This is a genomic window from Peptostreptococcus sp. D1 (genome assembly GCF_900112955.1).
In the GTDB taxonomy this organism is placed as follows: domain Bacteria; phylum Bacillota; class Clostridia; order Peptostreptococcales; family Peptostreptococcaceae; genus Peptostreptococcus.
In genome coordinates this window covers 57,656-79,028 of sequence record NZ_FONP01000010.1, presented here as the reverse complement: position 1 = coordinate 79,028, position 21,373 = coordinate 57,656, and the positions used below count along the sequence as shown (strand labels likewise).

Annotated in this window: 22 protein-coding genes; all 22 read right to left on the bottom strand. The window is 32.1% G+C overall.

Annotated elements, in window-relative coordinates:
- Nucleotides 1-198 precede the first annotated feature (198 nt).
- Nucleotides 199-777 carry a restriction endonuclease subunit S gene (locus BM120_RS11125; RefSeq protein ID WP_242941588.1) on the bottom strand — a complete coding sequence of 193 codons (579 nt, stop codon included), beginning with the start codon at nt 775-777 and terminating at the stop codon, nt 199-201.
- 14 nt (nt 778-791) lie between these two features.
- Complete coding sequence (locus tag BM120_RS11120; RefSeq protein WP_143076525.1) at nt 792-1,466, bottom strand: restriction endonuclease subunit S; 675 nt, start codon at nt 1,464-1,466, stop codon at nt 792-794.
- The gene (locus tag BM120_RS08005; protein WP_091994759.1) at nt 1,459-3,039 is read right to left on the bottom strand and encodes a type I restriction-modification system subunit M; all 1,581 of its coding nucleotides are present in this window, start codon (nt 3,037-3,039) and stop codon (nt 1,459-1,461) included. The genes BM120_RS11120 and BM120_RS08005 overlap by 8 nt, the downstream gene beginning before the upstream one ends.
- A 16-nt stretch (nt 3,040-3,055) precedes the next feature.
- The gene (locus tag BM120_RS08000; protein ID WP_207645709.1) at nt 3,056-3,250 is read right to left on the bottom strand and encodes a hypothetical protein; all 195 of its coding nucleotides are present in this window, start codon (nt 3,248-3,250) and stop codon (nt 3,056-3,058) included.
- Nucleotides 3,251-3,357: 107 nt separating this feature from the next.
- Nucleotides 3,358-3,567 carry a helix-turn-helix domain-containing protein gene (locus BM120_RS07995; protein ID WP_091994756.1) on the bottom strand — a complete coding sequence of 70 codons (210 nt, stop codon included), beginning with the start codon at nt 3,565-3,567 and terminating at the stop codon, nt 3,358-3,360.
- 398 nt (nt 3,568-3,965) lie between these two features.
- Nucleotides 3,966-4,550, bottom strand: a complete 585-nt coding sequence (locus BM120_RS07990; RefSeq protein ID WP_091994755.1) for an MptD family putative ECF transporter S component — start codon at nt 4,548-4,550, stop codon at nt 3,966-3,968.
- Between the two features lie 10 nt (nt 4,551-4,560).
- A complete protein-coding gene (locus BM120_RS07985) occupies nt 4,561-5,265 on the bottom strand; it encodes an energy-coupling factor transporter transmembrane component T (protein ID WP_091994753.1) in 705 nt (234 codons plus the stop codon).
- Nucleotides 5,255-6,772, bottom strand: a complete 1,518-nt coding sequence (locus BM120_RS07980; protein ID WP_091994751.1) for an ABC transporter ATP-binding protein — start codon at nt 6,770-6,772, stop codon at nt 5,255-5,257. The genes BM120_RS07985 and BM120_RS07980 overlap by 11 nt, the downstream gene beginning before the upstream one ends.
- Nucleotides 6,773-6,774: 2 nt before the next feature.
- Nucleotides 6,775-8,484 carry an ABC transporter ATP-binding protein gene (locus BM120_RS07975; RefSeq protein ID WP_091994748.1) on the bottom strand — a complete coding sequence of 570 codons (1,710 nt, stop codon included), beginning with the start codon at nt 8,482-8,484 and terminating at the stop codon, nt 6,775-6,777.
- The gene (locus tag BM120_RS07970; protein ID WP_091994745.1) at nt 8,477-10,216 is read right to left on the bottom strand and encodes an ABC transporter ATP-binding protein; all 1,740 of its coding nucleotides are present in this window, start codon (nt 10,214-10,216) and stop codon (nt 8,477-8,479) included. Before BM120_RS07970 ends, BM120_RS07975 begins: the two co-directional genes overlap by 8 nt.
- A gap of 103 nt (nt 10,217-10,319) precedes the next feature.
- A complete protein-coding gene (locus BM120_RS07965) occupies nt 10,320-10,892 on the bottom strand; it encodes a TetR/AcrR family transcriptional regulator (RefSeq protein ID WP_091994743.1) in 573 nt (190 codons plus the stop codon).
- 123 nt (nt 10,893-11,015) lie between these two features.
- Complete coding sequence (locus BM120_RS07960) at nt 11,016-12,392, bottom strand: MATE family efflux transporter (RefSeq protein WP_091994740.1); 1,377 nt, start codon at nt 12,390-12,392, stop codon at nt 11,016-11,018.
- Nucleotide 12,393: 1 nt separating this feature from the next.
- A complete protein-coding gene (locus BM120_RS07955) occupies nt 12,394-14,874 on the bottom strand; it encodes a PEP/pyruvate-binding domain-containing protein (protein WP_091994738.1) in 2,481 nt (826 codons plus the stop codon).
- A 19-nt stretch (nt 14,875-14,893) separates the two neighbouring features.
- Nucleotides 14,894-15,490: a TetR/AcrR family transcriptional regulator gene (locus BM120_RS07950; RefSeq protein WP_091994736.1), complete on the bottom strand. Its 597-nt coding sequence runs from the start codon at nt 15,488-15,490 to the stop codon at nt 14,894-14,896.
- Between the two features lie 126 nt (nt 15,491-15,616).
- Entirely contained in the window at nt 15,617-15,835 is a 219-nt protein-coding gene (locus tag BM120_RS07945) for a hypothetical protein (protein ID WP_330389426.1), read from the bottom strand.
- A 26-nt stretch (nt 15,836-15,861) separates the two neighbouring features.
- Entirely contained in the window at nt 15,862-15,963 is a 102-nt protein-coding gene (locus tag BM120_RS07940; RefSeq protein WP_091994766.1) for a hypothetical protein, read from the bottom strand.
- Nucleotides 15,964-16,204: 241 nt separating this feature from the next.
- Nucleotides 16,205-16,375 (bottom strand): hypothetical protein, encoded by a 171-nt coding sequence (locus tag BM120_RS10900; protein WP_177187405.1) that lies wholly within the window; start codon nt 16,373-16,375, stop codon nt 16,205-16,207.
- A gap of 32 nt (nt 16,376-16,407) precedes the next feature.
- Nucleotides 16,408-16,896, bottom strand: coding sequence for a methyltransferase family protein (locus BM120_RS07935; RefSeq protein ID WP_091994735.1), 489 nt, complete (start codon nt 16,894-16,896; stop codon nt 16,408-16,410).
- A 237-nt stretch (nt 16,897-17,133) separates the two neighbouring features.
- Nucleotides 17,134-18,069, bottom strand: coding sequence for a DUF4300 family protein (locus BM120_RS07930; RefSeq protein ID WP_177187404.1), 936 nt, complete (start codon nt 18,067-18,069; stop codon nt 17,134-17,136).
- Nucleotides 18,070-18,219: 150 nt separating this feature from the next.
- Nucleotides 18,220-19,584, bottom strand: coding sequence for a 23S rRNA (uracil(1939)-C(5))-methyltransferase RlmD (gene rlmD, locus BM120_RS07925; protein ID WP_091994729.1), 1,365 nt, complete (start codon nt 19,582-19,584; stop codon nt 18,220-18,222).
- Nucleotides 19,585-19,650: 66 nt separating this feature from the next.
- Nucleotides 19,651-20,352 (bottom strand): pseudouridine synthase, encoded by a 702-nt coding sequence (locus BM120_RS07920; protein WP_091994727.1) that lies wholly within the window; start codon nt 20,350-20,352, stop codon nt 19,651-19,653.
- 14 nt (nt 20,353-20,366) lie between these two features.
- Nucleotides 20,367-21,242, bottom strand: a complete 876-nt coding sequence (gene hslO, locus BM120_RS07915) for an Hsp33 family molecular chaperone HslO (RefSeq protein ID WP_091994724.1) — start codon at nt 21,240-21,242, stop codon at nt 20,367-20,369.
- Nucleotides 21,243-21,373: the final 131 nt, after the last annotated feature.

Here is a 21,373-nt window from a genome sequence, read left to right as displayed (position 1 = left end):
AGCCACTCCTTTAAAAGGAATAACTGTAAACATTATTAGAAAAGCCATTATTAAACTCATAAACTGTTTAAACTGTTTTTTCATTGTTTTTATACTCCTTTTTTTGAAAAATTGTAAAAAAATTGGCAAAAGTACATACCTATCCATCAGGTACATATTCCTGCCAACTATAAAAATCTACATCACAAAAAGACAGAATTATTGCTCTGTCTGTCTGTCTGTCTGTCTGTCTGTCTGTCTGTCTGTCTGTCTGTCTGTCTGTCTGTCTGTCTGTCTAGGGATTGTTTTACTCTCTGTATCAAATGTCAAGAGTTTTTCACGATAATATTCATATTGTTTTTGTCTTTGTTCAATTTCCTGAGGCAATAAACCCTTTGTATCAGAAAGCAGTGATTGAAATTTATCAAGGATTTCTACAACCTTGTTTTGAATTTCTATTGGTGGAAGTGATATTGAAAACTTAGCCATATCATCTCCATGTATTCTGATTAACTTTGTTCCCGTGACTTTCTTTTCCTTTTGTTTTTGAAACTCTGTTGTTTGAAAATAATAAGCAATATACTTAGAATTTGCAGTCGTACGGTAGCTATACATATCTCCGGAAAATCCAATTTCTTCATTTCCAAGCCAAACCACACTTTTCCCCACGTCCTCTATATTTTCGGAAGTTGTAGAAATTAAAATATCATTACATTTTGCTTTCTTCAATTTAGCAAAAACGTCATCATTGACAAATGAAAAAACTTTATCTGTTTCAAAATTATACTTAGTATATATTTGTCCATAATGAATTACAGGATTTCCTTTTGAAATAAAGTCTTTTTTTGCAGACCATTACCCCTGGTAAATACTCCTATTTCGCCTAAAGATGTGCTTTTCAATTCGTAGCTACCCTCAAAAAACAGTTTTTCCGAAATTTTATTAAGATACTCCTCGCTTAAAAGCCTATCTCGATAATACTCATACTGTTTAGTTCTAGCCTGTAATTCAGTAACATAATTTGTGAATTTGTCAAGTGTTTTTGCGATTTTTTCTTGAGTTTCTATAGATGGAATTGGTATTTCTATTTTCAATATTTTTTCTCTCGAAATACTATATGGCACTGCTGATTTATTAGATATTGAATATAGATACTCTTGCTTGTCCAATAAAAAATGATATAAATACTTTTTTAATACTTTTTCATTAGGATATACAGAAAAGCAAACATCATTTGCCCAAAATTTCTCTTTCTGCCAATTTACATATCCAGCAGTCCCATATTGTGCGATTGTAATAGTATCTTCATCTCTATTATAGTCATTAACATATCCCATATATCCTATTCCTCCAGATACAACAGGATACTCTCCATTTTCTATAAGTTCTTTTTTAGTTACTCTAACTCCTCTAATAATCTCACAAACATCCCCCAGTTTCTTCCACTCAACCTTTTCATTTTTTAACAGTTCGTCTATCTTACTCATCTTCAAGCTCCTTTACTATTTCATCTATGGAAGCTCTAAGCTCATCTATTTTCTTAACCGTTTCTTCAATTTGTTTGTTCAGTACCTTGATGTCAATTTTTTCTCTGGTGTCTTCTTTTTCTACATAGGTAGATATGGAGAGATTGTAGTCGTTTTCTTTTATTTCCACCACATCAACATATCTTGAAAAATATTCTTTATCCGTTCTTTTTCTAAACTCTTCAACTATATTTGTAATATTTTTTTCTTCTAAGATATTGTTGTTAGTTTCTTTCTTAAATTCTTTGCTCGCATCAATAAACAGAATCTTATTATCTGTCTTATTCTTTGCCATAACTAAAATACAAGTAGCTATTGATGTTCCAAAGAAAAGATTTTCAGGTAGTTGAATAACACAGTCAATGAAATTATTATCTACAAGATATTGTCTTATTGTTTTTTCGGCACCTTTTCTATAAAAAATTCCTGGAAAGCATACAATGGCTGCTCGACCTTTACTCGAAAGATACGACAACGAATGCATAATAAAAGCATAGTCGGCATAAGACTTTGGTGCCAATTTTCCTGCTGGTGCAAATCTTTCATCATTGATCAAAGTAGGATCAGCATCTCCTACCCATTTAATTGAATAAGGAGGATTGGAAACAATGGCATCAAACGGCTTTTCATCTCTGTGTAAAGGATTAATTAAAGTGTCTCCCCTTTTGATTGAAAAATTATTGTAATTCACATTATGCAGGAACATATTCATACGAGCCAAATTAAAGTTGGTCATATTGATTTCCTGACCGAAAAAACCTTCATCAATGATATGTTCATCAAATTGCTTTTTCATCTGCAAAAGTAAGCTTCCGCTACCACAAGTTGGATCATATACTTTATTAATGTTTGTTTTACCATCCATAACCAATCTTGCCAAAAGCTTTGAAACTGTTTGCGGTGTAAAAAACTCTCCACCGGATTTACCGGCATTGCTTGCATAATTTGAAATCAAATACTCATAGGCATCGCCAAAAGCATCTATGTCATTATTTTGAAATTTTCCAAAATTAATTCCAGCTATACCTGTAAGTATATCCACCAGTCTTTTATTTTTTTCTGCTACTGTTCCACCTAAACGGTTACTTGTTGTATCCACATCTTCAAACAAGCCTTTAATATCATCTTCAGATGCAAATCCTACCGCACTGCCTTCAATTTCCTTAAATATATTTGCTAAATCCGTATTTAAGTTTTCGTTATCTTTAGCAGTTTTAACAACATTTTCAAAGAGCTGACTCGGTAATATAAAAAATCCCTTATCTTCAACAGTATTTGCTCTAAAATCACGTTCTGCTTCGTCATCAGAAATTTCAGCATAATCAAATTCCAAGTCACCAGCTTCATGTTCTGCCGAATTAAAAAATTCAGTAATATTTTCAGAAATAAATCTATAAAATAAAATTCCTAATATATATTGTTTAAAATCCCATCCATCTACTGCCCCGCGAACATCATCAGCAATAGCCCAAATTTTTCTATGCAACTCTGATCTTTGTATTGTTTCATTGTTACCCTTAGTTAAATCTGACATCCCTTTCTACCTCACTTTATTTACCAGACCTTGAATCAAGTCCTTGTCTTCTATCTTTGCAATTCCAAAACTCTTTTTTCCTACGTATTTTATCATTAATCAAAATCATTTCTTTTTTAGCCTTTTGAATAAACCCTACAATAAAGCTGAAAGCATCATATATTTGCCCGTTGAAAAATATATCTTCTGCCACCATGAGCGTTATCTTCACCTGAGGTCGCATTTTGCGACTGGTTCATTCATCTTGAAATCTAAATCTGCGACACTCAAGCATGCCCTTTTAATTTTGAAATTCCTTTTTCTTACCTAAAGATTTATTTACTTTCCCTGTTTTATAATTGAAACCATATCTCCAAAATCAACATCTAGCTTCGTTCCGATACGGTATAAAACATCCATGCTAACAAATTCTCCTCTACCCATTTTAGATATAGTTGCAGGAGATAATTCACAAGCATTAGCCAAATCTTTTTTATTCATATTTTTATCTATTAAAACCTTCCACAATCCATTATAACTGACTTTCATATTTTCGCTCCTTGATTATAAGTTTATGAAGTTATTTTATATATTATAACATTTTCATCATTATTTTGTAAAAGGAAATTTTGAAAAACCTTTGCAAGATTGAGAAATTTCAATATAGGCGTTACGAAAATCTCTGAGAAATTTTTCTCTCGTATCACGAGACACATTATCTAAGTCAATACAAAGGAATGGATTACCTATGCTTAGTGCAAAATATTCAATTTGCATTTTAACTGAGAATATAGAATTTTTTCCAAGTCTATTGTTATATGTATGCAATCCCAAACATAAAAAATGATAAAGGTATCTTATAAAATAACAGAATTTAATGTTCCCATTATTTATCCCTCTATTGCTTAGCTACATATTTTTCCTCCTTATTGAATTTATACAAGGTCTTAAATCACTCCCGCCTTTTCAAAATGCTTTTTGAGTATCCTTGTTGCAACAAATGCTCCTATGCAAGCAAGAACAAAAGTTATCAAGCCAAAGCCTACTGCCCACGAAACTTTGAAATATGATAATGCTTCATTTATTTGTGCTTCACTCATTTTCCATTTTGACGCTCTTTCCACAAAAGAGGCTGTTCCGAATAAAATCACAGGAATTACTGTCCCTAAAAAATCTGCTAATGCAAATGTCCCATATCCAATAATCATTCTCCCCTTGCTCTCATAATTTCCTATAATCAAATCACATATAATTCCACCGATTACAGCAAAAACTGCATGAGGCAGATGTCCTCCTGACAACGCAATTAAACCAAGAAGCGTTCCTGATATTGTAAATACACCCTTCTTTTTAACTTTCACAGCCATAAGGATATAAACAGTAGCAGCTACCATAAATGCCACACCTGATGCAATAAATCCTCCAATAACTGTTGTTGCCATAGCAAAGCTGGCTGCCATGTATATGACAATTCCAATTGCATTAAAGATTCCGATTGTAATAAAATCACGACCATTTAATTTGTTTTTCATAAAAGTCCTCCTAATAAATTTTCTGTATTACTATCACAAGAGCAATCATCAAAGCTCCTAATAGTCCAATCATTAAGTCTATTTTTCTAAACCGCAATTCTGTTAATGTTACCCTCTTCTCATCACTATCAAGTCCTCTAATGAGTACCGAAGCTGACAGTTCATCTGAAATCTTAATCATTCTCATTAAAAGCGGAACAAGCGTATATTCAATATATTTAATTGGATGTAGCAACGGGAAAAACCTGCTTGTTACGATTCCTCGAATCTTCATATTCTCTTTTAATGCCTTGAGTTCTATTTTTATAGTTGGTACAAACCTAAGCAAAACACTAAAAGGTATACCAATGCTTCTTGGTACTTTCATTCTATTTAATGCTTCAAGCATTTCACTTACACTTGTAGTCTTTGTTATATATCCACCAAACATAGCAATTAAGGTCATTCTTGATGCAAAGTAAATAAACATATATATTGCAAATACGATGCTTGCTTCACAAAACTTGCCAAGCCCTAACTCTATGCAGTATAAAAGCACAAAAAACAAAATAAAGCGTAATACTCTTTTCCACATACTGCTGTATACATACAGAAAAAAGGCAAAGGCAATCAGTCCGAAAAGTAGAATTGTATCGCTTATAAAAAAGCTAGTAAATCCGACAATTGGAAGTAGAGTAAGTTTTATTCTCGGATCGACTGTTTTTCTATCTATCAAGCTCTCTACCTCCTCTCATCTTGTCTAATATGAGAAATTTATTACTTTCACTCATATTCAAAACTTTTTCTATTTTTCCATCTCCCATTACCCACAGCTTGCTCACTGTGTTCGCCAAAAACTCAAAATCATGACTTATCACCAAAACCGTTGTCCCATTTTTTAATTGTTCTTCAATCAGTTTTGCGACTGAAAGCATTGAGTCTTTATCACAACCTGATGTTGGTTCATCATAGATAAAAACTTTTGCCTGTTTCATCATTCCACAAGCTATTGTAAGTCTTTGTTTTTCTCCTCTTGATAAAGCAAACGGATGCTTATCAATGTATTTATCTAAGCCAAGTATATTCAAAATAGACTTTGCCTTTTGAGTATTTTCTTTTTTATCTTTACTTGAAATACCAAGCAGCATTTCATCAAGTACACTTTCCGAAAATAACTGATAGTCTGAATCCTGAAATACAAAATATGACATATCCATTAAATCTTTACGATTCAACTCTTTATCTTTTTCCGCCCATATTTTTCCCTCTTTTATCTTCTCAAGTCCTGAAATTACTCTTGCAAAAGTAGTTTTCCCGGTACCATTTAACCCAATAAGACCAATGGCTTTTCCGCACTCCATATTGAAATCAAGATGATTTAAGATGTATTGGTTTTGCTTATTTCCAACCTTAGTTGCACTTGGGTAACAAAATTTCAAGCCTTTCCCACTGATGCTTTCATCATTTAATTGATATAAATCTTTCTTCTCACTTATCCTGTATTCTTCTAATTCAAGAGTTCTTAGTCCATTATCATCCCAAAACTCCCCTTCAAGATGGATAACTTCTTCCCGACTCAAGTCCTGTGCAATCTCTCCATCTTTCACCAAAAGAAAACGGTCAAATAAAGATTTTACATAGTACAAACGATGTTCAATTAGAACAACAGTTGTTCCTTTTTTCTTTAATTTTTCCAAAATTAAAAACAGGTCAAATGTTGCTTTCATATCCAAATTTGCTGAAGGCTCATCTAAAATTAAAACTTTCGGATTCATTGCATAGATGCTTGCAATAGCTATCTTTTGTTTCTGCCCGCTTGATAATTCAAAAACAGATTTTCCTTTCAGTTCCTCAATATCCAGCTCTGCATATACTTCTTCTACTCTCTGTTTGATTTCATCTCTTGATTTGCAGATAGTTTGAAGCCCAAAAGCCATTTCTTCATCTGTCGTTGTCGTGAAAAACTGACTTCTTGGATCTTGAAATACAGTCCCTACAATATGCCCTACTTCGTGAAGTAATAATTTGCTTATATCTTTTCCGTATGCAAAGGCTTCTCCTTGCATTTTGCCTTTGTAATAATGTGGAATAAGACCATTCATTACACTTCCAAGAGTGCTTTTACCACTTCCACTTTTCCCTGAAATTAAAATAAATTCACCTTTTTTAATTTCAAGATTGATATTTTTTAAAGCAGTTCTCCCATCTTCCCATTCATAAGAAACATCTTTTAACAAAATCATGGTTACACCTCATACTGAGCTTTCCATAATTTTGTGTAGTAGCCATCTTTCTCAAGAAGTTCCCCATGCTTTCCTTTTTCAAGTAAATTTCCTTTTTGAAATACGAGAATTTGGTCAGCTTTTTGAATTGTTTTTAAATGATGAGCCACTACAAGTACAGTTCTATTCTTTGCGAGCTCTGTAATTGCATCTTGTATCAAAGATTCATTTACAGGATCAACATTACTTGTCATTTCATCAAGAATTAAAATCGGTGCATCTTTTAGAAAAGCTCTTGCAATAGATATTCTTTGTCTTTGTCCACCTGATAAAAGCCCACCATTTTCTCCAATATCAGTTTCATAACCCTTTGGTAAACTCATAATGAAATCATGTATCCTTGCCTTCTTTGCAGCTTTAATGATTTCCTCTTTTGTAGCTCCTTTTTTACCTACTCTGATATTTTCTTCAATCGTGTTATCAAACAGTTGAACATTCTGCATGACAATGCTGATACGATCTAAAAGCTCATCATAAGGAATATCCCTTATATCAATTCCTCCGAGTGTAATTTTTCCTTTATGCACATCATAAAATCTTAAAAGCAAGTTGGTTATCGTAGTCTTTCCACTACCTGATTCTCCAACTAAGGCTGTCATTGTTTTTTCAGCAATAGAAAAGCTCAATTTTTCCATTTTAAATTCATCTTTTTCATAGGAAAAATCTATGTTTTCAAAAGCTATATCATTATCTTTCGGAACAATTCCATTCACTTTATCCGGGATTACATCTGCATATAAAATTCTTGAAAGTCTTTCGTAACTATCTACCGCCGAAACATAGTACATATAGTGTTGTTCCATAGAAGCGAACGGCTTATAAAACTCTTTTGAAATTACTGCAAAGATAATAAAATGAAGTACATCAAGACTTCCCTTTGTAACAAGTATTGCTCCAGAGCTTAAAAGAACTAAATATCCAATATCCAGTAAAAATCCAAATATAGATAGCTGTTTTGCCTTAAATCTTGAAGCTTTTTTACTTGTTTCTCCAAACTTTTTCGTTTTATTCATAAGCACATTATCCAAGCTCTTATTGTTTGAAAAGCTCTTTAATACAGGTATTCCTCTAACATATTCAACAAATAAGCTAACCATATCAAGAAGTGCTGAGTTGTTCTGATTTTCTATTTTTTCAGATTGCTTAATTGTCAGATATAGAAAGATAAGTGAAACCGGAACAGATACAGCCATTAGAATAGCAAGTTTTAAATCAATACTTGCAAGACCAATAAATACAACCGCACCTATCAAAAAATCGCCAAACATTCTTGACCACATGTGTCCTACAACAAGGGACATATTATCAACATCTTTGTGTAAAATCGTATTGATTTCTCCCAGTCTTTCATTGGTATAAAATCCCAGGCTGAATTTTTTCAATTTGATAATCATGCGTTCTCTGATTTGCTGAACAATATCAAAGCCTGCACTATGCTTTTTCATATCTGCAACCATATTACAAATACCTTTGAACACTACGAGTAATCCAATCGCAATAAAATATTTATATAGGCTTGCTAAGCTCGTTCCATCAAAGATTTGGAAAAGTATAGAAAATACGATAACAATCATGGCTATGGAGCTTAGTCCATAAAGGGCAAAGAATACACTTGATATAATCAAATCTCTCTTGCCTGTTTTTGTGAGCAGTTTTAACATTTTCCTAAACATTTTCTGTTACCACCTCTTTCAAATTCCATCTATCTACCTTGTTCTGTGCCTCAACCATATCCTTATAGAAATCACATCTTTTCATCAGCTCCTCATGGCTTCCTGCATCAAGAGCAACACCCTTATCCATAACTATAATTTGGTCTGAATCTCTAATCGTATTTAGATGATGAGCAATTGTAATGATGGTTTTATCCTTACTTAAATCATCAATCGCTTCGCCGATTAGTCTTTCATTTTCACTATCAACAGCTGCCATTGCCTCATCTAATATTAAAATCGGTGCATTTTTAAGTATCATTCTTGCTATGGAGATTCTTTGTTTTTCTCCACCGGATAACTTAACTCCCATTTCACCTATTCGTGTTTCATATCCATTTGGTAAAGCAGAAATAAAATCATGGCATCTTGCTTTTTTAGCTGCTTCTATGACTTCTTCTTTTGTTGCATTTAGTTTTCCGATTGCTATATTTTCAAAAATACTTAAATCAAAAAGGATAACCTCTTGCTGAACGCTGCCGATAAGTTCAGAAATATTTTCCTGACTATATTCTTTTATATCTTTTCCGTTTATCTTAATTTGTCCGCTGTCTGCATCCCAAAATCCCATAAGCAGGTTAGATACCGTACTTTTTCCGCAACCACTTGATCCTACAAAGGCATTCAAGCTATTTTTCTTAAAAGTTAAATTGATATTTTTTAGCTCAAAGCTATCTTTTCCGTATGCAAAATTCACATCTTTAAACTCTATATTTCCAAAGTCTAAATCCTGTTCTGTCTTTTTGCTTGGAAGCGGAACGGTTAATACTTTTCCAATCGCCTTTAGAGCTTCCTTAAACACAATAGAAAAATGTTGCAATGTAGCCGTCTTACTTATAGATGCAGTAAAAGCAGACGATAAAATAATGGCAAGTATAAAATTAGGTGTTGTAATATTTCCATAGTAAAGAAATATACTTCCCAAAATCATGACAATAACTACTCCAATTTCCATAAATATGTCAATGAGTCCCATTGGAATTGTAATTGCTCCCATACTCTTTTTAACCCAGTAAATATACTCTCTTGCCGTTTTCAATGTTCTTTCGCTAATCTCCTCTTCTTTAGCAAAAGCCTTAATCACAGAAATATTTTTTACATATTCCATTAGCTCTTCTCTCATCTTGTTTTCATGGTTAAAGTAAATAGCAAAGTTTTTATCCATTGTTTTCTGTGAAAGAACTTTTACCAAATACATGAGTGGAACTCCGGCAATCATTCCAAGAGCAAGACGCCAATCTACAAAAATCATAGCTATGAAAATAATGGTAGGCAGAAGTGTAACTGACATTATTTCAGGAAGACCATGGGCAAGGTATACTTCCACTTGCTCCACATCATGCTGAACAATGTTCGTAAGCTCCCCTGTATTATGTTCTTTGAAAAATCCTAAGCTTAGTTTTTTCAGATGACCGATAATATCTATCCTAAGTTCTGTCAATTTTTCGTATGCCTTATCATGAGCAACCTTTGTTGCAAAATAGTAAAACACGCCTTTTAATACAAACGATATAAAGATTCCCAAGAATATATACTTTAAATTACCTTCGTTAATATTGTTTGTGATTAAGGAACTTATCAAGTATACAAGTAAGATTTGTGGTATCAAATCAAATACTATTTTTAAAGCAAGAAGTGAATTGGGTAAACCATTTTTCCCAATCACTTTTTTTCTTAATTCTTTTTCCGGCATGAACAACTCTCCTTTCAAAATTGAATAATATTGAATTTTAATTCAATATTAAGGTTTAAAGTAAGACTTTGCTGATTACGCAAAGTCTATTTTTTAGTGCTGATTATAGGGATTCCACTCCCTTGTAATAACACCTTGCAACAAGCTTTAGCATATCTTTAGCCCACTTTTCACTTTGATAGTGTCTTGCTATTTCAAGAAGTCCTTCTGTGAAGTTACTGGCTAAAATATGAGCAAGCATTGGATCATATTTCTCTTTTGATTGTCTTTTTAAACTTACTTCAATATGAGCCTGCATTTGCGATATGAGTTTTTGTTTTGCTTCTATATGCTTTGTACCCGAGCTTTTATCCATTAAAATAATTAGCTTCTTACGCTCTTTTAAAAGTTCATGAATATAATTTTCTCCAGCTTCATCAAATCTTTCATAAGCAGAGCCTTTTTCCAAGGCTTCTTCCTCATTAAAAGCTGACTCGAAATTTATATAAACAGAACTTACTACTGCATCAAACAAAACTTCCTTATTTTTGAAATAGGTATAGATTAGTGCTACAGGTATATTTGCCTCGTCTGCTATATCTGTCAGCTTTGCGCCTCTATAATCCTTTTTATAAAATACTTTTTCTGCTGCATCGAGTATTCTATTTCTAACCTCTTCCTTTAATACTTGTGCCATAGCACACCTCTTTCTACATTAATACTGAATTTATATTTAATAATAAATTATAATTCAATATTTGTCAAGATACCTATAAAAAATTAGTTAAATATTCCCTCCTAAATAAATCTTTTATAAAACCTAAATAATATCTTTTTTGGATTTATAATTAGCAAATTTTATTTTCCTAGCTACAATAACCGCTAAAAGAAATGACAAAACATCTGCCACTGGTTGAAGCAAATATATTCCAAATTGTCCAAGGATATTCGATAAAATATATAATAATGGGATATAAAATATTCCTTGCCTTGAAACTGAAATTATTGATGCCCAAAAATACTTTCCAATGTTCTGCATAAGCATACTACTTATAGAAAAGTATCCTAAAAGAGGTAGTGTAATACACTGCATATGCAATATATTAGAGCTAATTAAGATAACTTCTTTGTTCTTTGACATCGTTTTAATCAGTGGTTCAGAAAAAGCATATAACAAAATTGCTGACACAACTAAAAAAGCTGTACCACATATTACTGAAATCCTAAAAGCCTTTTTTACTCTATCATATTGCTTTGCTCCGTAATTCATTGCACAGATAGGTTGAAAGCCCTGACCCCAGCCTATCATTATCATATATGCTAATGCTAATATTCTTGAGCTTATTGTTAATGCTGCTATAACACCATCACCGTATTTTGCGGCTACAACATTCAATAAAATTAAAGAGATGCTTGTAATAGCTTGTCTTGAAAAATTAGGCATTCCCCCTGCCAGAATATGATATATTCTATCTTTATTTATCCTTACTTTTTTTAAATCAACAGCAATATTTCCATTTTTTCTTGATAAATTCGTTAATACGATGCAGCCTGTAAGTTGTCCTATCAATGTCGCATATCCGGCTCCAATAAAGCCGAATTTGAACACAAACATCAATACAGGATCCATAACTATATTGACAGCCATTCCTATCAATAATCCTATCATTCCATCCTTCACATTCCCACAAAGTCTTAATTGATTGTAAAGCGTAATAGAATAAAGGCTAAATGGAATGCTAATAATAATTACCTTTAGGTACTGTACTGTAAAATTCAACAAGTTTTCAGAAGCACTTCCACCTATAAATTTTGACAGCGGTAAAACAGAACTTCGTGATAAAACAGATATCAAGATACCAATGACAATAGCAAAGAGTATTCCAATAGACGATATAATTTCTGCTTCCTTTTCTTCATTTTCTCCAATCTTTTTCGACATTATGTTTCCACTTCCATACCCAAACCAAAATCCAATAGCTTGAATAAAGCTCATAAAGCTAAACACAATACCGATAGCAGCTGTCATAGATTTATTATTTAAAATACCGACAAAAAATGTATCAGTCAGATTATAAATTACCATGACGAGCATGCCTATAATAGTAGGAACAGAAGTTTTTACTAATAATGGAAGAAGATCATCATTTAAAATAGCCTTTCTTCTCAATTCTTTTTTATTATTATTTGAGTTCATACTACAAACCTCTAACTATACCTTTATCACCATCTACTTGAATCATATCTCCATCTTTGTATTTTGTAGTTGCAAAGCCAACTCCAAGCACTGCCGGAATATTAAACTCTCTTGCAACAATTGCAGCATGGCTTAATGCTGCTCCTGTATCTGCCACAACTGCACTTGCCAGCTTAAATAATGGTGTCCACTCTGGATCAGTAAGATGACAAACTAATATATCACCTTTTTGCATCTTATAAAATTCCTTAGGACTATTTATTATGCAGACTCTTCCAGCTACAATACCAGCACTTCCACTTACTCCCTTTAGAACGTCACCATTTGTTTCAAAAATCAACAGTTTTGATGCCTCCCATACTTTTATTGCCAAAGGGAGCTTTTCATTTCGCCTATTTATTTTTTCCTTATCAGATTCATTTAGACTCCCCCTACTCAGCACTTCTAAGAGTTCTTTGTGAAACAAATTTGCAACTCCAACTTCATAATCTTCACTGCCGATAAGAATAAAATTGATTCTTTTAACGCACTGTCTTACATAATAAAATAAGGTTTCCCAAATATATTGGCTTTCTTCACGAACCACATGAAAATATCTGAAATATTCTATTTGTTTTTCTATATCTTGGTATTGGTTTCCATAAATTTCTTTTAGCCTTATCATTAACTCAGAAAAAGCCTTCCCTTGCTTAATCTCATCACTATTTTCATCCATATTTAATATAGGTCTTAATATATTTATTAGCCTATCAGGATCTTCAATAAATGTTTTTGCAGATAGACAATAGCAATTATAATCCGATTTAAATCCGTTATCTTTCATAAACTTGTCTGCTATATGTTTGAAGTCATCATACTTTTCACACAATTTTTTATAGCTTTCTCCAGAAATAATATCTCTTTTCAAAGATTCGTTTTTTCTTATCTCACAAGCCATTTCGTAAATATCATTTGTCACTACTGATGTTTTGTTATCTAAATCCCAATAAAAATCAAACGATGAATAGCTAGCATTTACTTTTTTGATTATTTTGGTGAATTTTTTATCGTTTAAAACGGATGGGAATAAAGCGTATTTGAATCTGTCATAAGCTAATTTTTGTAAAAAAATATAACTATCTTCTATAAAATTTTTACATTCCTCTAATGCCATGTTTTCAAAATTTAAATGCTTAATTTTTTCTATTTTAGACTCATATATTTTCATAAAATCGTTGCACTTATGATAGCAACCATTAAAATCTTTCATATTTTTTAAAAGCTTAAAAAGCTTAAATATATTTTTATTGATTCGCTTACTCGCATCAGAAAAAGTTTGTACTCCATCATCATCTATAATCGGATTTCGTGGTAAAACAATACCGCCTTCTAATAAAATATTAACTTTCTGATTATTTATTGCTGCAAGATAGTCGAAGTCAAGTGCTCTATGTGCAAAAGGCATTTTTTCTAAAAAAAATGACATCACTTCTCGTGTACTTTTATTGATTTTTTTACCCTTTGTATATTTTTGTACTAAATTATCTTCAGATATGTGATTGATAGAGCTTTTCAATGTAGTAATAGCTCTTGCCTGTAAAATATATACTTCATCATCTTTAATTGCCCACTCAATATCCATTGGCATTTTATAATGCTTTTCAATCTTCAAGCCAGACCTTATCAGCTCTGATATTTCTCTATCATTTAATGCTTGTCTTTTTCGATCATTGTCATCTACTGTTACCTCTACCGTATTTTTCTCTCCATATATAATCTGTGTTTCCTTGCTTCCAATAGCTACTTCAATAATTTCTCCATTTTTGTCAACAATATAGCTGTCTGCTGTAACTCTTCCGCTTACAACGCTCTCTCCTAAACCATAGCTTGCATTGATTTGCATCTCATTTTCTTTTTTACTTACTGGGTTTACAGTAAACAAAACACCTGCTTTTTCGCTTTCTACCATTTCCTGAATAACAACAGCAATCGAAACGGAGCTTTGCTCATAGCCTTGATGTAATCTATAGCTCACAGCTCTGTTACCCCATAAAGATGCATAACAACTACGCACTTGTTCTAATACATCATCTAAGCCTCGTACATTTAAATAGGTTTCCTGTTGTCCTGCAAAACTTGCATCCGGCAAATCTTCTGCTGTTGCAGATGAACGCACAGCAACTCTTACATTATCTCCAAGATTAAAATATTTTTCTCTTATTGCATTCTCAAGTAGTTTAGGAAATTTACCGGACTTTATCTTTGTTCTAAAATCATCAGCTACATTTAATAGAGCTTTTTCATCATTCCCTGATTTTTTAATTTCATTTTCAATGATAATATCAATACCATTTACTTTTAAAAAATCTCTATAGTTATCTGCTGTAATTACAAATCCTCTTGGAACATTTATTTTTGCAGAGGTCATTTCTCCAAGATTGGCACCCTTCCCTCCGGCAATTAACACATCTTCCTTTTTTATCTCATCAAAATTCAGTATCATAATGATCTCCCTTTTTAAACTATATTTCTACATACCTGCTAACAATACTCTCTACGTATATATGTAGTACTTCCTCAAATGTATCCTCATTGAAATGAATATAATTTGAACATAGAACAAAGCTTCCAACAAAAGCATTGGATAACCCTTGCTTGTCCACAGTTTTTACTGCATTATTTTTATACCAATACTCTATTAACCTATCTACAAAATCTCTATAAAGATTTTCTACTCTGTTTACTTTCTTTGAATCTTGACTTGCAAATATTTTAAATGCCTCTTGATAAATAGGCTGCGTTTTAATTTTCAGGGTAATATCTATGGCATACCTATAAATCACATCTGAAAGAAATTTTTTAGGATTTGTTAATGAATTTGAGAATTCTTTTTCGATATCATTCAATTTTTGTATTGATCTATATGCCATTAAATCAATAATGAGAGATTCCTTGTCCTTCCAAAAATTATAGAAGCTCCCTTGAGCTATCCCTACTCTTTTTGTTAGCTCTGAAATACTAAGGGATTTTTTCTCTTTCTCATGAAACAAATCAAGAGCCGTTTCCATAATATCTTCTCTTATTTTAATCTTCTCTTCTTCTGTAAATGCTTTTGCCATTTTAAGCCTCCAAATTTTATAAATATATCTATGAATTTTTAATCATTTATTCATAGATATCATAACACCAACAAATATAAAAGTCAATGAATATTTTTATTTATATTCATTGACTCTCGAGATATATTATTCAGTTAAAAGGCTCTTATTGTCCTCTTTAATCATATCTTTGATTATGTTTTCAATTTCTTCAAGGGACATTCGAGAGACATCTTGAGGGACATTCCCTCCACCAACCTTTTGTGTCGCTATCTTCTTTAGAGGAATAATCGTTCTGAATATATCCTCCTCAAATAACGTGTTTTGTCCTGAATAAAGCTGTGTGTACTTGTAAGTATTTCTCATTCCTGAGCCAAGCTCATCCGCAAGACCTATTTCTCTGAAAACCTTAGATATAGACGAATTTTATCTGTGATTGTTTCATTACTGGTTTCACTGAAATGTACTGTAACTTTATAGTTTGTTTTTCCTATTTTTTTACTGAATGTGTTTTCAGCCTTGTTTTTCTCTGTTTAATTCTTTGGGTAAGGCAATTTCTATTTACCTTGCAAGTTGTGAGTTTTTACTTTTTTCTATGTTTTTCATTTCCCTGTCCTTTCTTCTTGATTTTGAGCATCAAAAAAACAGTAAACCTTTTTGATTTACTGTTTTGTAGCTTGCTATATTATTGCTTCTATTTAATTGTTTTACTTCGACAAACTGCGATTTATAATTCTATAAAACTTCCAAAACACCTAAAAGAATACTTGAAGCTGCTAATAATAAAACTCCAATAACTTCAAGTGTATTTTCAATGTTTTTGTTTTTCTTATATTGCTTGATAAATTTAGGAGACATAAAACTTAAACCTATACCAAATAATAGATAACCAATTCCTTTTAACATTTAATTCCTCCAAATTATAAAATTCTAATTTATTACTTTCTCCACCAAGGGATAACCCTATTTACCTTCTTACAATACCGTTGATAATCACCTCCAAATTTTTCCAACAACCATTTTTCTTCTGTCAGCTTCAAAAAAATAGTCAGGGAAAAATAAAATACCCCTGGCAGTATAAAAAGATAAACATTGGAAGTTATTATTAAACTTCCTGTAAATATGAGAAAAAAAGCAGAATATATAGGATTTCTCACAATTGCATATGCTCCTGTAGTTACTAGCTTTCCACTTTTTATCTCATCACTTATTCTTTGAACTACTACGGCATATATCCATAAGATTATTCCCATTAGAATCAAAACTATACCTGCCATAGCCATAATTACTATATATTGTAGCTTATATATGTTCCCGTTCTTTAGAAATCCTATATTCCTAAATACAATCCCTAAAACTGTTAAAATCAAGCAACAAATAACATAAATCGGACCTATTCCAAAAACGGGTAAATGCTTATTTTTCAATATATCACCACCTACACGAAGTCTAATTTTTCTCTCTAAATAATTAAAAATATTTTACCATTTTCAAGCTATTTTTTCAACTGTCAGATTTCCTACTTACTTTCAAAGATGGATAATATAAAGGTTTTTCGGGAATTAAATGATATAATACGGTGGATAATGAAATCATATATTTCAAACTGGTCTTTATTGTTTCTTGCAAAATTGTAATATAGGTTTAACTTACATCAATCTATACTAAATCAACTTATCATTGATCATATATATAGGTTTCGCCATTTGCCCTGTAGTATCTAAATTATATTTAGATTCAAAATATTTAATTATCTCTTCTTCGGATGGGAATTTTATCAATTGATATGGCTCTTGGAATGCTAGCTTTTCTAGAAGATATATAGACCCATTTTTTTCATATATTACTCCTGCATGCTCTATAAATAGAAATGGATTGGATTTTTCTACAGTATCGTGCGCAACTAAAGCTATAAATTTCAAGCTAGAATTTTCAAATTGAATTCCTCTCTCTTTAAGAGCATTTTTCAAAGCTTTTTTTTGTTCTTCTCTATCGGTTGATAAACTTGTAGGTATTGGTGCAAAAAATTTTTCAAAGGTTTTTAAATTTTCATCTGCCATATATTTAGTGGGCATAGTTTCAAACGAATTAATATCAAAATTTAATGACTCCTTAGATGTCTTCTTAAAATTGTCGTTGTTTACTAAGATATCATCTCTTAACAAAGTAAACGCCGCCATTCTACAGCAAATACCAATAAAATCAGGATATTTTTTTATCCATTTTTCATGTATCTCATAGGAATCGTAATTTACCTTATCCAAAGTGTTCCAGCCATTTAAAACTGAATCAGGTACAGTTTTATTATATATATCAATATAGTTAGTATAGTCTACAATATATGATTTCTTTATTCCTGCTTGTTCTAAATCCTTACTAAGCTCTGATTTTTCTTCAGAAGTTAAGTTGCTGAATTTAACATCAGGATTTACATATGGCTCAGTAATACCACTAGATCTTATGTCTTTTGAGTGTTTGACTTGACTTACATCAGAGCTGTGCTCTCTCGAATTATTTGAACAAGCAGAACACAATATTGTCACAATAAACAATATTACTAATACACCAAAATTATTATTAAAGCTTTTTAAAATCTTCATTTTCATTATTCCTCCAAATCTTACTATATAAAGAATTTATAGTTCTAAATTTCATTACAAACTCTTCCAAATTTTCTTATATACTTTACACCCAAGATTTTTTATACATAATTATAGTTCTCCAAGCAAGAATTAAAAAATGCAGGATTTTCACAATTTCGCTCTTTGTATCAACGCTATGGTTTCCACATGAGGTGTTGATGGAAATAAATCCATAAGTTTCATCTTTTTAACCTTATATCCTCTACTCTCAAACTCCACTAAATTATCGACTAATGACCTTGGATTACAGCTTATATATACAATTTCTCCGGCTCCAAAATCTGCTATATCCTTTACCCCATTACCCAAAATACCTGCTCTAGGAGGATCTACAATTATCAAATCTGGTTTTTCTGATAGTTTACTTACTATCTTCGATACATCCCCTGCAATAAAGGTACAGTTTTCAATATTGTTGAGTTTCGTATTTTCGTTAGCTGCTTGTACAGCTTCTTCTACTATTTCGATTCCATACACCTTCTTTGCAGCTTTGGACATCATCTGACCGATAGTTCCTGTTCCACTATACAAATCAAATACAACTTTTCCGTTACCAGTATCTCCAGCAAAATCTCTAGCTATTTCATATAATTTTTCAGCACCTTTTGTATTCGTCTGGAAAAAAGAAAAGGGTGATACTTTAAAACTCAGCCCTAGAATATTTTCAGTGTAATAGTCTTGTCCAAACAACACATTTAATCTATCACATTGAACAGCATCTGCAAGTCCATCGTTTATAGTGTGTAATATACTCACAATATTACCTTTTAAATCTAAGTCTAGTAGCATATTTTTATATTCTTCCATATCGAAGTCTAACTGTGATGATGTAACTATATTTATCATCAGCTCACCAGTATTTTCACCCTTTCTCACAACAAGGTGTCTCAAATAGCCTTGATGATTAAAGCTTCTATAGTAAGGTATTTTTCTCACATCAAAATAATCTCTAGTGCTTATCATTATAGATACAAAATCGGAATCTATAAGCCTACAATCATCAACTGTTACAATATCAATAAATCTACCTACTTTGTGCATCCCAAGTGATAATGGTCCATCTTTAAACTCATCACCAAATGTAAATTCCATCTTGTTTCTATAGCCGAAAACATTTGGACCTGATTCTATTCCCAAATACTGAAAATCACTTATATTCTTCTCTTCAAATAATTCAAGCACCTGCTTTTCTTTAAGTCTTAGCTGCTGCTCGTATTCAAGTGACAGTATACTACATCCACCGCATTGTCTAAAATGTCTACAGGTCTCTGCTGTTTCAAGACTTGATGGCTCAATAAGCTCTAGCATTTTAACTTCGGCACTATCTGATCTGGATTTTTTTACTACTGCTCTAACTTTTTGACCAGTAATCCCACCCTTCATTTTTATTCTCTTTCCGTCAAATTGAGAACGGGTCACACCGCCAAATTCCATTTTTCCTACTTCAAATTCTATTATATCTTTTCTCTTCATATATTATCCTTACTTATAAATATTTTTATACCTTACTCAAAAGCTGTTCAATTTCTTTAATTGCTTTCAGTCTCTTCCTTCTAGCCTTTCAATTTCTTCTTTTGTTAGTTCTCTGTATTCGCCAAGCTTTAAGCCTTCATCTAGCTCCAAGCTCCCCATTTTTACTCTTTTCAAGTAAGTTACTTTTTTTCCTACTTGCTCAAACATCCTCTTTATCTGATGAAATTTACCTTCTGTAATCGTCACAAATACAGTATCTCCGTTTGACTCTAATATTGCAGGCTTTGTCAATTTTTCTTCTCCAATATCCAATCCCTCTTTAAATTTTTTGACATCGTACTCCGTTATTTTTCCATCGACCTCAACATAGTATTTTTTAGGAACATGCTTCTTCGGTGAAAGTATCCGGTGTGCCAATTGTCCATCATTCGTAAGTACCAAAAGACCTTCAGTATCCTTGTCCAATCTTCCAACTGGAAATAACTCGAAAGTCTGGTACTTAAAATCAATCAAATCTATTACTGTGTCATCATACTTGTCAAAGGTTGCAGATACTACTCCACTGGGTTTATTCATCATCAAATATATATATTTTTTGTAGATCACTTCTATATCGTTGAAAACTATTCTATCCTGTTCCGGATTTACATGCACATCAGATTTTTTTACTTCTTTATCATTAACAAAAACTAAACCTCGTTTACAATATTTTTTTATTTCACTTCTGGTGCCATACCCCATATTTCCAAGTAGCTTATCTAATCTCATACTTTCTCCTATTTTTACAATTCATTTAATAGATTTGTCAATTCTTCTTCACTGAATTTATATTTTGTATTGCAAAATTGACAGCCTATCTCTGCACCTTTATCTTCCTCAATTATCGTCTTTAATTCATTTTTACCAATAGCAACTAATGCCTTTGAAACTCTTTCCTTTGAACAATCACATTCGAAGCTAACTTCGGTTTTATCCAAAATCATCGGATTCAAGCCTTCCAATACGACATTCATGATATCCTCTGGCGTCATTCCTTTATCAAGCATTGTTGTAATTGGTTCTAGCCTAGAAATATTTTTTTCTATCCGAGAAATTGTTTCGTCTGTCGCATCTGGCATCATCTGTACTATAAATCCACCTGCCTGCTCGACTTCATCTGATTTTGTCAAAACTCCCAATGCAACTGCCGATGGAGTTTGCTCAGATACAGTAAAATAATATGTAAAATCCTGGGCTATTTCTCCACTCACAACATCATATTCACCATTATAGGGCTCCTTTAATCCCAGATCTTTTATTACTTTTATTGTACCTTCATTGCCTACCGCCTTGGCTACATTTAATTTTCCATTAGCATAATTTTCGACATCTACATTCGGATTAGTAACATATCCTTTTGTAATTCCAAAAGCGTTTGATGTGGTTAATATTGTTCCTATTGGTCCACCACCTTTAATAATAACTGTAACCTTGTCTGTACTATTTTTCATCATCAATCCCATCATAGAAGTCGCAGTCAAGGCTCTACCTAATGCAGCTGTGGCAGCCTTTGTTGTATTATGATAAGCTCTTGACTTTTCTACCATATTTTTAGTCGTACAAAAAAAAGCTCTCGCCTCTTTATTTCCCGTTGTTACTCTTATACAATAATCTTTCATCTATTCTCTCCTAGCATTTCTTTCGTAAAATTTATACTACCAATTTAGTTACAATCTTCCTTACTATCTTCATTTATTTTTTATTTTTTTGATTGCTATTTTTATTATAACTCTATGTTACCACATATAAA